The following is a 16,056-nucleotide window of genomic DNA, read 5'->3' as shown; positions in this document are numbered from 1 at the left end:
AAACATATCTTAAGGCTGGAACATGACATCAAACAGCCAAATATCGTTAGTACTTCCTTCTTTTATCCGAATATAGCCTTTCTTACCCTCAGTTGTTTTAAAAGCATATACGCCATTAACAACCAGCGACGCCGAATTAGCCGTAACGGCATTACTGGCCGTTCCCGATTCCGGAATCGCATTGATGGTAGTACTTGTGGCATTGTTTAGTTGTAAAGTTACATGCGAAGCTTGCAAATGTGCCGGCACGCCGTCATCTGGTGTAAACAACCTTTGTGAAAACAACGTCGTTCGTCCTTCCGGTGAAACCAGTTGCGGCGTAGCACCATTTTCATAAGCGAAATCTAATGCTACTGTGTTCCCTGTGGGCAGTGCATAGGATTCCCCATCAGCCAGCGAAAAATAAGGCGCATCTGCTGTCAATTGCCGATCGAGGTACACCCTCATTGGAAAAATACTCAACGAGAACGTACTATAGTTCGCACTGGGCATTACATCTGCCTGATCGGTATCCGTGATACGGATCTGCAGGTTTTTAACTGCAGAAGGGTCGGTATCTTCATTCAGCAAGCGTAAATAGATCGAAGCCGAACTAGTGTTCGGTTCGATGGTTACATAACCCCGTTCGCCGATAATCTCAAAGTCTACACCTTCTTCTGCCGTACCGTCAAGCAGTTCATAGTTCACCTGTATCGGTGCGTCTCGCTGTGGGCCTACTAGTTGAATCAAGACGCTATCGCGATTCCCTTTTATGGTAATTGATGGATTATCCCCCAGCAGATCGCCACCGCCTATGCTGGCTCCCAAGGCCTTGGTGTTGGTACCTGTAATCGGATTGCTAAACTCAACTACCGTTGCTCCCTGGTAGCTCAAATCACGTTCTTTGCGACAGGCCGAAAACAGGCCGATCATGATGAGCAGTATATAGGTGTGAATCCAAATTCTTTTCATATCTATGCAATTAATAACCTCTATTTTGAATTAAATTAGTGTTAATATCTATTTCTGACTGTGGTATCGGGGCTAGTATACGGTAGTCGGAAAACGGAATGGGCGAAATACTTTCTTTCGGGATATCTACACCCAAGCGGGTAAGATCAAAGAAACGCTGTCCTTCAAAAGCCAACTCCAAGCGTCTCTCCCTTAGCACGGCATCTACCAATGCCGTACCTACAGGAGTCACCGAGGGCAAGCCCACACGTGTTCTAATCAGGTTGAGATCTTCCTGTGCACCAGCAGCATTCCCTAAACGTGCATTAGCCTCTGCTCGGTTAAGGTAAACCTCCGAAATACGTATTACAGGCACATTATCCCATCCAAAAATTCCCTTGCTGCCGGAAAACTTGTCTGTTTGCACCACTTGCTCCCCATTGGTTCGGGTATAAGGAACCACCACCTGTCTCCGCACATCGTTCTCCTCAAATAGCGAAAGAAAATTGTTTGCCATTACGACATCGCCCCACCCCAGCACTTGTCCACCACTGCGCTCTTGTTGATAGAAAGCTTGGATAGTATTGTTGTTACTGGTTTGCGGCACTTCATTGATATTGGCAAACTGCACTTCAAAAACCGATTCTGGGTTGCTCGGTTGCGTCCACATACTCCGGTAGGCACTTGGACTCGTCTGAAAAACGCCGACTCCTTCGGCAATAGCCAAGTCGGCCTGCTCCACACAATCCGCCCACTTTTCTTCGCCCCAATAGAGATAAAGTCGTGATAAAAGCGCATGTGCAGCACCCTTGGTACCATAATAAGGAGCCCCTGTCTGCGTGTTTACTCCCGGCTGCTCGAAATTAGCGATTGCGGTTAATAAATCCTGTTCTACCAGCTGGTAACCCGCTAAGATACCCGTCCGCTCGGGTAAGATAATTTTTGTTAAATCGTCAATCCCCTCGGTGAGCAACGGCACTCCCATATCTGCCTGTTCCTGAATATGCTTAGGGTTGTAGGCATAAATTTTCAACAGATCAAAATAAACCAAGCCCCTCAGGAAATAAGCCTGCGCCTTAAATGAGGCTTTCTGGGCATCCGTGCCATCTGCCACCGCATCTGCAGCATCGATGACCAAGCTAGCCCGATTAATGGCAGAATATGCTTCCGTCCAGATGTTTAAGTGCGTTCCCGGATTGTTCACATCATAACCCACACCTCGACCACTTTGGGTAGCGGCCTGCACTAAGCGCGCATTATCGGCCAATAACTCTGGGTACACCACCATTCCCAAACCATAGTAAGTGTTATGTCTCAGATTGGCATAAGCGCCATTTACGGCAGCTTCCAAGCCCAGTACTGAGTTTAATGCCTGTTCAGATTCCACGTAAGTGCGTGGTTCTACTTCCAGCATACTTTCACAACTAGTGGTCATCAGTGCGATAGCCATCCATATGTATTTCAATTTTCTTTTCATCTCTTTTACGTTCAATAAGATTAAAAACCTACCTGTATGCCCAATGTATACGATTTACCCTGCGGTGCCAGGCCCATATTATAGCCGCCCGAAGTAAACTCGGGATCCAGCCCTGTATAATTGGTGCCAGTCCATAAATTGTAGCCTTGCAGGTAAATGCGTGCATTGCTGATTTTCGTCCGTTCCAGCCAAGATGCCGGGAAAGTATATCCGAAGGTTACCGTTTTCAGGCGGATATAGGATGCATCTGAAAAAAAGCGGTCGGAAGCAGCTCCAGTAGAACCAAAAAGAGAACTGGAGGTTCCGGGAAACGTCGCTCCCGGATATATTCTCGGAATAGCTGTTACCTGCCCGGGGTCGGTCCAGCGGTTAAGGATTGCAGCATCCTGATTAAAGGCATAACGAAAATCGCTCAACAGCCAACCTGTAGGTTGATCCTGCTGCACCGTGCCCACCTGGAACTGAAAGAAGATCCCCAACTCAAAGCCCTTATAGGAGAAATTGTTGGTGACGCCGCCGTAGTAATCCGGTATGAGATTACTCCCGATACCAAAGCGCCTATCTGCCGCTACAGGTACATAGCTAATATTGTCATTGGCGTCATACCACATGGGCCGGCCATCTGCCGGATTTACACCCGCCCAGGAGACGAGAAACTGTTCTCCCAAAGGTCTACCTACCCAAAGGTTATTGGCCGGTAAATCCTGTCCATCGTTAATAAGTGACAATACTTTATTTTTAAGGAAAGTAAAATTAATATCGGTGCTCCAGGTAAACTCACCTACCAGATTCATGGTATTCAATCCGAGTTCCAGACCACGGTTTTCCAGCGAACCTACATTTTCAGCTATCGTGGTAAAACCCGAGGTGTTCGGTAGTGGCCTGTTCAGCAGTAGATCTTTCGTGGTCCGAATAAAATAATCCACAGAACCACTGATGCGTCCCTTAAACAATCCGTAATCTAAACCGATATTTTTGGTTACATTTCGTTCCCATCCCAAATTAGCGTTCCCCAACTGAAAAAAACTGATCCCAGCAGCACCATCGTAAGAAGCCTCCGGCGTGGTTGAAAATAACGACAATGCCGGGTAATATGACCCCACACCTGCGGTATTCGTCATCAATTCACTATTGCCCGTTTCGCCATAACTGGCGCGTAGCTTTAACTCCGAGAATACCGCTAAGGGCTTCATAAAATCCTCATCTACTAAACGCCACGCCGCCGAAGCTGCGGGGAAGTATCCAAAAACGTTATTAGCCCCAAAACGAGAAGATCCATCCCTGCGCAGGGTAAATTGAGCGATATATTTATCTTTAAAGGTATAACCTATGCGACCAAAAACACCGGCGAGTTTAAATTGGTCGTAGGTAGAAGACACCAATACCGGCGTAGTACCTGTAAGCGTGTTACCAAAAGCCGGTGTAGCTACGCCATTTCCCTGTGAGCCATGTATGGTGAACACTTCATTACGGTAATTAAACCCCAAGAGTGCGGTAAAATTATGATCTTCATGGAATACCTTGTTATAGGTCAAGGTTTGGTCGGTTTGCCAGTTCACCACTCGGGAATCATTAAAATAAACCGATCCACCAACTGCTGCACCAGCATTGTTGCGCGGGTCATAAAAGCGCTCCTCATTAACTCCGCTATATTCCAGTGAATAGGATGACCGAAATCTCAGGCCAGGCAAAATATCATAGTTTAAAGCAAAGTTGCCCACGAGCTGATTGGTAACGCCAAGGTTCCTATTTTGCTGAGCCACTTGCAAGGGATTATCTCCCGCTCTAAGGTTGGTATTAAAGGAACCGTCTTCATTATATATCGGTTCAACAGGAACACCAGATAGCCCCGTAATGAAGATATTGTATAATTGAAAAGACGGAATATCAGCGGAGTTTTGGCGAACCGTGCTCAGGTTTATTTTTGTTTCAAGTGAAACCTTTTCCGAAAGTTTATTATCCAGGTTAGCCCTGAATGACCCCCGCTGAAAATCATAACCCACAAAGTGATATTTCGTGTCGTTAAAAGACCCTCCCAAGTAATATTTGGTATGGTCTGTCCCACCATTTACCGAAAGCTCATAATTCTGTACCACGCCATTTCTGGTTACCGCATCCATCCAATCATAGGTTGGTGCATCCGCCGCAGGGCCATAGGTCATATCGATATTGTGGGCAGCGGTTAAATCTCTTGAGTTGACCGCACCTTCTCGCGTAAGTTCTACCCATTGCGGACCTGTCAGAAGATCGGGTTTCTTTAGGATCTGGCTGTTACCCGTGTACGCATTCAGATTAAAGCGGGGTTTACCCGATTTTCCTCTTTTAGTGGTAATAATCACTACCCCATTACCGGCTTGCGCCCCGTAAACCGAAGCCGCAGCAGCATCCTTTAAGATATCGATGGATTCGATGTCGTTTGCATTGATACCACTCAAAGGATTTGAAGAAGCCAGGTTTGTCGATCGTGCTGCAGGATTTATCTGCACACCATCTACAATATACAAAGGCTGATTACCTGCATTTACAGAACCAACTCCCCTAATCCGCACTTCTGTGGCACCGCCCGGCAAACCATTATTCGCATTCACCTGCACACCGGCAGCTCGCCCTTGCATAGCCTTGTCCAAACTCACCGAAGGCAGGTTTTCTATACTTGCTCCCTTCACCGAAGCTATTGCACCCGATACCTCACCCCTTCGCTGTGTTCCATAACCTACCACTACTACCTCATTTAATCCAACGTCCGTACCTTCCAGATCGACATCCAATCGGTCATCTGTGCTCGGAACAGGTACCTCTTTACTTTGTAAACCGATAGATGAAAAAATCAAGGTTTTGGCTGTTTGCGGGACGCGCAGGGAAAAGCCTCCCTCAGCGTCGGTCGTTACCCCCGAATTCGTTTCTTTCACCCGAACTGACACACCGGGAAGCGTTTCTTTTGTCTCAGCCGAACGAACTGTTCCATAAATGGTCCGTTCGGTTTGCGCATAGGAAATTTGTACGCAAAAACACACAAACAGCACCCATAAAAAGTTATTTTTAAACATAAGCATTAAGATTAAGGTGATTTATTTGTAAATATTGGCTTAGAAGTCGGGATTGACTACATTTAAGCTCTTTCATTCTATTTTGAATAAAGAAATCATGTATTTTCGGTAACATTATCAACATTAAGCACAACTATTTTTAAAAAACACAATAAAAATCCGTTTTTTTTGTAGATTTACTCAAAGTTATACGAGAAGGATATAGTTATTGGAGTCCAGTTTTTCAAAACATAGCAGTCCAGTTTACCAAAACCAACAAATTGATGTTACCTTTTAAACATCTTATTCCGATAGATAGAACATCGGATACCGCCCTCTATCAGCAAATTGCGTCGGGCATGATCGAGGCTATTCAAAATGGTGTCATAGAGAGCGGATCGACCTTACCGGGTACCCGTACGCTAGCTAAGACACTCAATGTACACCGTAAGACTATTATTTCGGCTTACGACGAATTATACGCCCAGTCTTGGATAGATATTAATCCCAGGAAAAGCGTTAGGGTAGTCGATTTGTTACCCGATCTCGGCCCAAGGTCATGGGAGGATGGGCAGGAAACACGCCAAATGGATCATTTCTCACAGGCTGTGATGTCCACTGAGGAACCGATAGCAGTGCATCGCATCGTTGTTAATGACGGGTACCCTGATATTCGCCTTTTTCCACACGAACTGATTACTCGCGAATATCGTTTTTCTCTGAAACAGAAGGCTTTACAATCCATGGAAGATCCCTTATTACCTTGGGGAGCCGCTTCTTTAAGAGATACGTTAGTAAATTATCTGCATAAAACCCGAGGCATATCTACCCGGCTGGATCATATTATGGTAACCAATGGCGCACAAATGGGTATCTATCTAACGGCCATCTCCCTGCTGAAAAAGGGAGATCACGTAGTAGTTGGTACACCTGGCTATCATTTGGCAGACGAAGTTTTTGGCCATGTAGATGCCATACTACATCAGATACCGGTTGATCAAGACGGAATCGACGTGAATGCCTTAGAAATATTATGCCAAGAACATCCCATTCGCGTCGTGTATTGTATTCCGCATCACCATTATCCTACCACAGTCACGCTCTGTGCCCAAAGACGCAACAAACTGCTCGAATTAGCTAAAAAATACCGCTTCATTATTATTGAAGATGATTATGACTATGATTTTCAGTATGACGATTCCGCCTATCTGCCACTCTATAGTTTGGCGAAAGAGGTTGATATTGTTTACGTCGGTTCATTCTCCAAAGTAATTTCGCCATACTTGCGTATTGGATTTTTAATTGCCAATGCCACGCTTATTAAAAAAGCGTACCGTTTACGCAGGCTCATCAACATCATGGGAGATGAAATTATGGAAAACACTTTGGCGGCACTCATCAATAATGGTGATTTATCGCGCCATATCAAAAAGACCACCAAGATCTATCGTGAACGTCGGGACTATCTCATCCAACAGCTCCGATTAAAATTAGGTGATCAGGTATATTTTAATGTCCCAAACGGGGGTATGGCATTATGGGTTCAGTTCAAAGAAGAGTTTCCGCTGACGAAAGCGATTGCCCTTGCTAAAAATAGGGGAATCAACTTTAGTGGCCTGCCATTTACCTTTAATCATAAGCTGCGAGGAATGCGATTAGGTTTTGCCTCACTTGACAAACATGAAGTGGATGAAATAGTAGACATCCTCCAGCATAGTTTAGCGGATAAAATTAATTCATCCAACTCAGCAGATCTTTACCATTTCTCAAGCATTCAAACGTTTCGGCATTAAAAAAAAGTTTATAAACACGCTATAGCATCTAGCAAAAGGATCTCATAGGTCTTTATTACGAGCTTAACGGCTGGGCTGCCCCTCTGAAATCGGAGAAGTTTTTCAATGCGCATAGTTATTCAAAAAACCACTCGCCTTCAGAAACTCTTCACAATTCTCCACGGTCAATATTTCTTTAACAGCCTGGTGTTTATCTACCGCCTTGTGGAAATAGGCCTCTACGATCTTATACCCTATCCAATAGCCCAGATCGTTCGGCCTGTCATCCTTACCCGAAGTTCCATATAACCAATCGTTATAATCAGTTCCATCCATAATCTTCACAAACTCCTTCAACAGTTCATCTTCATGTTGATTTCCGTATATATAAGCTTTTTCATTACCAGACCTACCTGTTACCAATTCTGCAAGAAAATCTGCACTGCCCTCAAAAATCGATTGTTGCAATAAGGTAGGTGTGTGTTCAGGCCATTTTTGCTGAAAATGTATAGCCTCATGCACAATGAGGTTTGGCAAACCATCCACATCATTTATTTTTTCGGCGCCAATAATCAGTCCATCTTCAGATATCGTTCCTCCACTGTTAAAGCGCCCGAAAACAAAGTATACCGGGGGATAAACGGCGTCGGGGTACCAGTACTTCAGCGCATAAAAATAGGGTCTTATTTCCTTCTCCTTTTCCCGAATGGTTACCTCTATATTTCTGAAGCGTTCATAGGTTTCCATTTCTCTTCTCACCATACTCAATAAGGAATCCGCTGAAATAATTCTTTGCGGTATAAAACCCTTAACACCTTTTGAACCCAAACTAATATATCGATCAAAAGGATTATTCCCGGCAATACCTACCGAGTCAAAGGCAGTCCAAAAATTAGCGAGATCTGATGTGACAAATTCTGCTTCCATCGGGCTTTCTGGGAAATCATGTTTTTGAGCATGACTAAAAAAAGGTATCGTAGCTAACAAACAGCTTAAAAAGAAAAATTTACACACAAATAATTTCAACATAATAATAAGGTATATTCTGACTATGGTCTAACAACAGCTAACTTATGGATACAAAAAATTCTATCGGCGCAAACTTATTAATTATTTTTTATTCAACGTTTGTTTTGTAGGCTTCACTTTTTACCATAATCCTTTACAAACCCCGATGTTCTAATCGTTCAATTTCCCAAACTGAAGAAATAGCGGTAGGTGATCAGCTTATTTGGCAATGGAATCATCTTTATGATGAAATCAGCTCCATTAGTTTTCGTTGAACACCAGACTAAAGTAATCCGGTATGCTGTGTTTGGAATTACGGTAAACTGAATCGTTAATTTTTGACTTTCCTTCTAAATTAACAGCAAAAGGAAGTTCTATATACCAAACCATTCGTAAAATTAGTTGTTCTTTAAAAACAGTTAGCCGAAGAAAAAATGGAAGTAAATTACGCAATTATCGCTTTGACTATCCTTGCCGTCGTCGTGCTAATTGTCTGGCTAATCAGGAGAAATCAGCGGGATCAAAAAAACCTGGAAAGAAAGATCAAAACTTCTGAAATGAAACCGAATAAGCATAAGCGAGATCAAGTTTAGATCATTTCCTTATCATGGATGTTTGCTATCATCAATTGGAAAACATACCTAGGGAATCTCCTTCCAAAACCCATTGTGTACCACTATTAGCCCTCCCATTTTTAACTGCAGTTACGTGTTTAGCTCGAGAGTGGGTGTCTTACTCTTGTATTTGCACCGTAACTCCCTCACTGCGGGCACTCATTTCCGGTGCGTACATACTCTGTATAGTGCTGATACCGTTAGCAAATACTCCGGCATTATTAGCCCTCAAGTCGTACTCAAACACATAAGTTCCTTTTTGCATGTTATCTATAAAAAAGTTTGTAGCGGCATCTTTTGTACTTTCGTAATAACCTAAAGCGTCCTGCCACTTATAACTTGAAAGTACATTGACAGGTTCAAAACCACTGGCCCGCATATCTTTCAGATGAATGAATGACAAATCACGATCTGCACGCAATACCAAGCGTACGGTTATCAAATCACCTACCTTTATGGATGTCTTTGCGTTAATAGCCTTTAATACCGGTCCGTTAAGTGTATTTTGTTTCAAAAACAGCATCTTTTCCAGCTTTACGCCCGTAGATGCGTCTTCTATCTCGTCTAATTGCTCATAACGTTGCCAGTAAAAAGCCCCCCATACCGGCCCTGCGCCCGTTTTGCTTATTTCCACTTCCGCCATAGTTGGCTCAATAGCCTGTGGTTCCCATGACGTTTTCATATAACCAGCGGTTGCTGTAATGTCTTTAAGGTTTACCGCTTGCTCACCTACTTTTACCTGAACATCACCTTCCTCGGCCAGCCATTGCTTTCCACTGAACAATAAGGCATATATCGCTTCTGTGGTGGCTTTTGTACTGCCCCAGTGGTTACTTTGTTTATTTTTGATCAGCCACAACTTCAGCTGTTCAACATTTGCAACATCGGCAATTTCCTCAAAAGCCTCTATTAAAACGGCCTGTGTTTCAATCGGGCTTTTCCACCAATCCCAGTCGACTTCATTTTCTTTCCAATACATCCCCCGCTCCTCATCATCTACCGCATATTCTTTTAGAGATCGCAGTATTTTTCTTGCTTTTTCCTCTTCGCCAAAGCGCTTATAAACTACTGCGAGCATCGCCCGTTCCTGCAAATGCGCTGCTAGGGGCCTTTCGGCTGTTTTCTCCAGAACTGCAGATGCTTTTTTCCAGATACCCTCCTTTATCGGATATCGATCTAAAAAGAAACTTCTGGCATACAGGTAATGGCTTAGGGTATGATACGACAAGTGCGTGAGCGGCCCTTCGTTATCCAAAGCTGTTGCTGTAGCCTTATCCAAATAGCCTATTGATTGTTGCAGCACTTTTTTATAAGTACTATCATCTAGCCCTTCCATATCCACCTGTAATTTCCGTAAATGACCAAAACCTGCAACGATATGGGTCGTAATGGCATGATTAGCATTACCACCTTCAAACCAGGGAAAGGCACCTGATGGTAGTTGTCGGCCTGCAAACCTCTGATAAGTTTTTTGCCACTGGTTTCGCAGGTTATTTACGTCGAACAAGAGCGCCAATCTTTTCATTCGGGTTTCTTCATCCTCCGACTCCCGCACCCAAGGTGTCTCTTCCAACAAGATGGATTTTAATTCCTGATTCGCTTCCAGCTTTGACTGTAGCATGTCCTTTTTCTGCCATTCCTCGAAAATCGCCTTTATTTTCGGCGACGCATCCATGATCTTTTTGGCCACCAGTGTTGCATATAATTTAGCAAACAGTTGCTCCGAACATTCGTAGGGATATTCCTCTAAATATGGCAAGGCCTGGATGGCATACCATGTCGGATTAGTTGTCATTTCCAAACTCAGGCGCTGGTGTTTTGTGGTGGACGACGCCTTCGCCAAAGCGGATAGCGTGAACTGCTTAGTTTCCCCTTCTCTTGCGTAAACGGGTAAACTTTCTGTTATCAGCATACGATTCGGCAATATAGGTAGAGCAGCTTCTTCGCCGTCGCTAAAGTCGCCAGCTGAAGCCACCACACGATAAACAACCGCCCGCTGCGATCCGGGGATCTTCAGTAACCAAGAAAGCTGTGTCGCCCCCTTTTTTTCGGCCGCAAACTGTTGTGTGCTTTCTGTAAGTGCAAATAAGGAATCCATTGGTTGCATGGTATAAGCATCAAACAGCATCAGTTTAGCCGACCCCTTCAGGTTAGTATCCGAAAGGTTCATAATTTTGGTGCTCAACACCAGCTCATCTCCTTCACGCAAAAAACGTGGTACGTTGGGCACTACCATTAACGCTTTACTAGTGCGTACTGTTTCCTCCAGGTAGCCCGTTTGCAGGTCAGGTGTATGTGCAAACGCCATAAACTTCCATTGGGTCAAACGCTCAGGTGTTGTGAAGCGTATTTTCACATTCCCCTCCGCGTCCGTCTGTAGATCAGGGTAAAAGAAGGCCGTCTCCTTTAAATTTGTCCGTGTCTTCACCTGTTGTAACAAAACCTCTTCAGCTGCCTTTTGAGTGGTAATGAGCACCACCCCTTTCGCGCCCCGCGTACCATACAGCGCAACGGCTTCCGCTCCTTTTAACACCTCCATAGAGGCAATATCATTCGGATCTAATGAACTAATGTCTGCTTTTATCTCGCCATCCACCACATAAAGTGCTTCGGCAGGCTCCGGGGGAGCTTCTCCCCGTATCTGAACACCCGGTGCAGCACTTGTTGACACCTTACGACTTGCACCATACTCCACCACTGCCACTTCCTCCAATACCTGATTTGTATCAAAGGCACCATCCACGGAGTTAAAATCCATCACATCACTTTGCTGCACATCCCTGTTGTAAAGTTTCGATAAGCTATTAACATAAGCCCGTTGCCGCCAGGAATTCGCTACAAAGCTAAAACCGAAGAGTTCCAAATCTTCATATTTAAGCACCGGCATATAATCATTATTGGGATAATGACGAGTCACAGCGCTTCCATTCTGCATACCAAAAGCAGCGGAAATATTCCATTGCGGCAATTTGGACAAAGTGTAGTTAACCCCTTGTGGAAAATAGAAATAGTTCTCTGCAAATTCATTCAGAGAAGCGTCATACATAGTAGCCAGCAGTTCAGCTGAAACTTTATCTTTGTTCTGCCCTTTAATATTCAATTCCCAAGTCTCCTCCTGTCCTGGCTGGATTTTATCTCTAAATGTACCTATACTCACCTGAAGATCAACCGATTGCTGCATAATAGGAATTTCGAGCACACCACTTTTTACTGCATTATAATGGCCCAGATAGTAATGTACATATACATTATTTTCGTATGTATCTTTAGCTATCGGCAATATCCATTTCTTTATGTTATTATGGAGGGTAAGCTGCTCCTGTTTCAGGATCTTTCCATCCTGTTCAACCGTTACAAAAACCGTTGCCTTCGGAATGGCCGAAGAAAATATAATTTCAGCCTGCTCCCCAGCGGCGTAAAAGCTTTTGCCTGTCGATACCTGTAAGAACTCACCGGAAGCAGGCTTCTTACTTTTCGTTCGGTATAACTGCACTTGTTGCGAGGTACGCAATGTATCCTTGCCATCCAGTACATAAGCCTCCAGCACATACATCCCTTCTTCCAAAACACTCGCATCCAGCCTTACATGCTTAGTTTCGGCCGAGTTAAAATCAAGATTTAGCATCACCTTCTGCCTTGGCCAATCTGTTACGTGCTGCTCGTTTTTATAAGGCAAATGCGGAAAAAGCTCAATAAATCTCAGACTGTCTAGCAGCATATAATCCACTACACCGAAAGAAGTATTCGCCAGCACCCTTTCTGGCCCCTTCAGCTTCGTTAGCCGAATATTTCCAATGGCAGTCACCGGCTGGCCATTCAAGTTGCTTGTTTGAAAACCAATGCTATCCAGTTGTTCTATGTTTACCTTTTCAGCAAGCGGTATGCGCAGGACAATCGATTTATCGCCAACGGCTATAGTTTGGTTTCCTTCATGTGTTTCGCCATTTACATCAGTGACCGTTACTTCCACCCGATAATTGTAAAACCTAAAGACCCCCTCTTTTTTTTCAGCAGCAGGCTCAGCAGGAAAAAATAGCTCAAAGTTTCCATTTGCATCCGTTATCGTTTCACCCACTCTAATCTCCTGACCATTCTGTGGGTAATAAGGCCTGCCCGTATCCCACGTACGGTAAGGATAATGTGCATGACGTACAATCCTATACTGCACCTTTCCCTGTGCAATGGGTGCCCCCGAATATGCCTCCGCCTTGCCCTTTGCGTTGATCGTGTCGCCTATTTTAAACAATTTTTTCACGGTATCCATCGCCACTTCAAAACTTGGTCTTTTGTATTCTTCCACACGAAATTCCTTCCTATCGTTCGTATCATCATGCGCTAGGTAAAACGTTCCGTTCAATTTATCCACCGGCAGTACAAAACTGCCAAAAACCGAACCATAGGTATTACTGGTCAGCTCTACCTTCGATGTCCCCTCCCCGTTGGCATCGTATAGGTTAACCGTAGTCTTGTGACCACTTAGTACCTGTTGTTTTCCTTTGCTATTCTGATAAACAATTCCCTTAAAATACACCGTTTGTCCCGGACGGTAAATGGCCCGATCTGTAAAAAATTGCACTTGGGTTTTCGGTGCCTGTGCGGTATCCTCAACGTTCACCTGTGGGAAATGGGTGTCAGACTCAAAGAAAACATCATCGCCTTCCACCTGATAAAATAACCGGTAGTACTGCCGTCTTTTTTCTGCGCCCGCAATTCTTTTACTTTCAGCACGTCCATCCGCGTCGGTAAGCAATCGTTCCATCAGATCAATATCCCTGTCATTACCGGCCTCCCTATAAAGGCTAACCGACTTTCTCCCGACCGGTTTTCCCGTTTCCCGGTCTGTTAACAACAGCTCTTGTCCGCGCCAAGCGACGGCATGTGGGCTAACCTTCAAGCGATGAAAAACAACCATATTGGTTGTATCGAGTTGAAAGGAAGGATTATTAGCCACTACCATCAGGTATTCGCCTCCCACCAATGGTTCAAACTTTGTGATGGTAGCATGGAACTGATAATCGTCGAAAGCTTTCAAGTCAACCGTATAATCCTGTACACTCTCATACAGATGAAACACAGAATCGATATCTTTTTGCGTTTTTACATCGCGCCAGGTCATTAATTGATTGGCTAGATATCCTCTTGGAGAGACCTTATAATCCAGTATCTTCACATACAACTTGTCTGTATTTTTATGCGATACGTATACGGGAACGGGCTGTTCCGGAACGATCACTTTTTCAAGTTGTATACTGAAATCCGGATGTAATATATTGCGTTTTATCAATTGTAGTTGTTTTGCCCCATAGGTTTTGGGAAATAGCCGCTGCGCTTGATTACAGATCTTAAGAATCGTATCTGCATATTGCTTTTTTTTCGCAAAATCTTCTTTTGGCCCATCCACTCGCCAATAGGAATTCCCGAGTAAGCCCTGATAATCCTGTGCCATTTGCAACAACAATTCTGTGGTGTACCAAGCTGTTGGAAACTTTTCAACGAGGTTTCGCAGTTGATTTATCCGTTGAGATACATTTTCAGAGAAGTCTGCTCTTTTTAAATATTGCAAATAGTTATATAAATATGCGTTCTTTGTTTCAGGTTCCTCATGTTGCAGCATCAATTTTTGCAGCAATTCCTGCCCTTTTTCACGTGTTTGATGATCCAAAGCATAATAGTCTATCGCCCGATGTGCCAATATATCAAATAAGGTCGGTTTGAGCTCGCGGTATCGAACGGCTGTATCCAAGAGAAAAGCCCAATCGGCAATGGGTACCTGCTGTAGGTCCTTGCTCGGATTCAACGAGGCATCATACAGCTCCATCACTTCCTTTTTAAAGGAAGACCCTGTCCAGGTTAGGAAATCATCTGTTTCTTCGGCTCCCTCCGCATCTGTGCGATGATCGATCCGGTAGCGATTGTTCTGATAGTACTCCTGGAGCAACTCTGCTGTTAGGGATTGAAGAATGTTTTTTTCTATCGGACCCGCCTCCGCAATTTCCTGCTTGAAACGAACCAGCAGCTTAGCCTCCGGTCGTAAGCTATCTTCTGTAAACATCACTATTTTGGCATGGTAAAGCAGGGCCTTTATTTTTTGGTGCGGAAGATGATCTTTCTTAGCTTGGGTGTAGATTTCATCCACCGTTCCCTGCATGCTTTTTAACAGACCTTCTACTTCTTGCTTTTCGATTTCCTTCCATTTATCATGGTAAGGATAAGATTGGGCGACGCTTAAACTATAGCTCAGAATTAAAACAAACAGTATCTGTATTTTATTGATTAAATGTCGAAGACTATAATTATTATTCATATAAAGGTTTATTACATTTTACATACTGCATCTTGAATAAGGATGAAAATAATGATAAATATCCATAAAAAATTTCCTCGCGGATATTTCAGCTGTTCCTTAGGAGAGATTTCGCAGAACCACAACGGTACCTAAGCAATAAAGAAATGAATACCTGTTAATGTTTTTTGTCACAAATGCCCCTGCAAATTGACGCAAACGTCTATGGGCTGTCAACCGGAAACTATTTAATTTTGAAATAAACAGGGCATATTGTTACTTATTATTAAAATTTAATTTTTTACAATGGAAAAGATGCAATTTAAAACAACCATCAGCGCAGCGGTATCAAAAGTGTTTGATACGATGATTGGAAAAGATACCTTCAAACTTTGGACCACGGTATTTAACCCGAGTTCTGACTTTGAAGGAGAATGGAAAAAAGGGTCAAAAATCCTATTTGTCGGCACCAACGAAGTCGGCAAAAAAGAAGGCATGGTAGGGATTATCCGCGAATTGGATCGACCTCAATTTGTTTCTATTGAATATATAGGTTTACTTGATGGCGAAAATGAAATTACAACAGGATCGATAGCGGAGGAATGGGCCGGTTTTGAAAACTATAGTTTCGAAACTTCTGGAAACCAGACAACCGTAACCGTCGATATTGATGTAAACGACCAAATGCGGGATTACTTCCGGGAAACCTACCCCAAGGCATTGGATAAATTAAAAGAAATTTGTGAATAAGAGCTTCTTTCTGTACTGCTTGGTCGATAGATTTGTCAACCAAGCAGTGTTTTCAAGGCAGGATCTGTTTGGATTTAAAATCGCCAGCGAGGATGTTTGAATATTAGGCCTCATTATTTGAAAAAACATTTTAGCATCCTGATAATCTTTAATAACTTTGTTTTCTGACGATGCCACCAAAAGGTAGCCTCTTATA

The 16,056-nt window shown here is 43.6% G+C and carries 7 protein-coding genes; 2 read left to right on the top strand and 5 right to left on the bottom strand.

Annotation, left to right across the window (positions count from 1 at the left end):
* Positions 1-9: 9 nt before the first annotated feature.
* Genes H8S90_RS15650 through H8S90_RS15640 form a run of 3 tightly spaced genes read right to left on the bottom strand, consistent with a single transcriptional unit; the run spans position 10 to position 5,454 of the window.
* Entirely contained in the window at positions 10-951 is a 942-nt protein-coding gene (locus tag H8S90_RS15650; protein WP_187338791.1) for a hypothetical protein, read from the bottom strand.
* A gap of 10 nt (positions 952-961) precedes the next feature.
* Entirely contained in the window at positions 962-2,407 is a 1,446-nt protein-coding gene (locus H8S90_RS15645) for a RagB/SusD family nutrient uptake outer membrane protein (RefSeq protein ID WP_187338790.1), read from the bottom strand.
* A gap of 20 nt (positions 2,408-2,427) precedes the next feature.
* Positions 2,428-5,454 (bottom strand): TonB-dependent receptor, encoded by a 3,027-nt coding sequence (locus H8S90_RS15640; protein ID WP_187338789.1) that lies wholly within the window; start codon positions 5,452-5,454, stop codon positions 2,428-2,430.
* Between the two features lie 263 nt (positions 5,455-5,717).
* Here H8S90_RS15640 and H8S90_RS15635 point away from each other — a divergent pair, with 263 nt between their 5' ends.
* Complete coding sequence (locus H8S90_RS15635) at positions 5,718-7,226, top strand: PLP-dependent aminotransferase family protein (RefSeq protein WP_187338788.1); 1,509 nt, start codon at positions 5,718-5,720, stop codon at positions 7,224-7,226.
* 102 nt (positions 7,227-7,328) lie between these two features.
* On the opposite strand, the gene H8S90_RS15630 is transcribed toward H8S90_RS15635, so the two are convergent.
* Both H8S90_RS15630 and H8S90_RS15625 read right to left on the bottom strand, forming a co-directional pair.
* On the bottom strand, positions 7,329-8,132 hold the full coding sequence (locus H8S90_RS15630) for a DUF2268 domain-containing putative Zn-dependent protease (RefSeq protein WP_187338787.1): 804 nt from the start codon (positions 8,130-8,132) through the stop codon (positions 7,329-7,331).
* Positions 8,133-8,945: 813 nt separating this feature from the next.
* On the bottom strand, positions 8,946-15,131 hold the full coding sequence (locus H8S90_RS15625; protein WP_187338786.1) for an alpha-2-macroglobulin: 6,186 nt from the start codon (positions 15,129-15,131) through the stop codon (positions 8,946-8,948).
* Positions 15,132-15,416: 285 nt separating this feature from the next.
* On the opposite strand from H8S90_RS15625, the gene H8S90_RS15620 reads away from it, so the two are divergent.
* Positions 15,417-15,860, top strand: coding sequence for an SRPBCC domain-containing protein (locus tag H8S90_RS15620; protein ID WP_187338785.1), 444 nt, complete (start codon positions 15,417-15,419; stop codon positions 15,858-15,860).
* Positions 15,861-16,056: the final 196 nt, after the last annotated feature.

It is taken from the genome of Olivibacter sp. SDN3 (assembly GCF_014334135.1).
Taxonomy (GTDB): domain Bacteria; phylum Bacteroidota; class Bacteroidia; order Sphingobacteriales; family Sphingobacteriaceae; genus Olivibacter.
This window is presented reverse-complemented; position numbering and strand designations above follow the sequence as displayed.

Excerpts from the sequence above, each read along its gene's own strand:
- H8S90_RS15650 (WP_187338791.1), bottom strand. The coding sequence starts at position 951 with ATGAAAAGAATTTGGATTCACACCTATATACTGCTCATCATGATCGGC.
- H8S90_RS15645 (WP_187338790.1), bottom strand. The coding sequence starts at position 2,407 with ATGAAAAGAAAATTGAAATACATATGGATGGCTATCGCACTGATGACC.
- H8S90_RS15640 (WP_187338789.1), bottom strand. The coding sequence starts at position 5,454 with ATGTTTAAAAATAACTTTTTATGGGTGCTGTTTGTGTGTTTTTGCGTA.
- H8S90_RS15635 (WP_187338788.1), top strand. The coding sequence starts at position 5,718 with ATGTTACCTTTTAAACATCTTATTCCGATAGATAGAACATCGGATACC.
- H8S90_RS15630 (WP_187338787.1), bottom strand. The coding sequence starts at position 8,132 with ATGGAAGCAGAATTTGTCACATCAGATCTCGCTAATTTTTGGACTGCC.
- H8S90_RS15625 (WP_187338786.1), bottom strand. The coding sequence starts at position 15,131 with ATGAATAATAATTATAGTCTTCGACATTTAATCAATAAAATACAGATA.
- H8S90_RS15620 (WP_187338785.1), top strand. The coding sequence starts at position 15,417 with ATGGAAAAGATGCAATTTAAAACAACCATCAGCGCAGCGGTATCAAAA.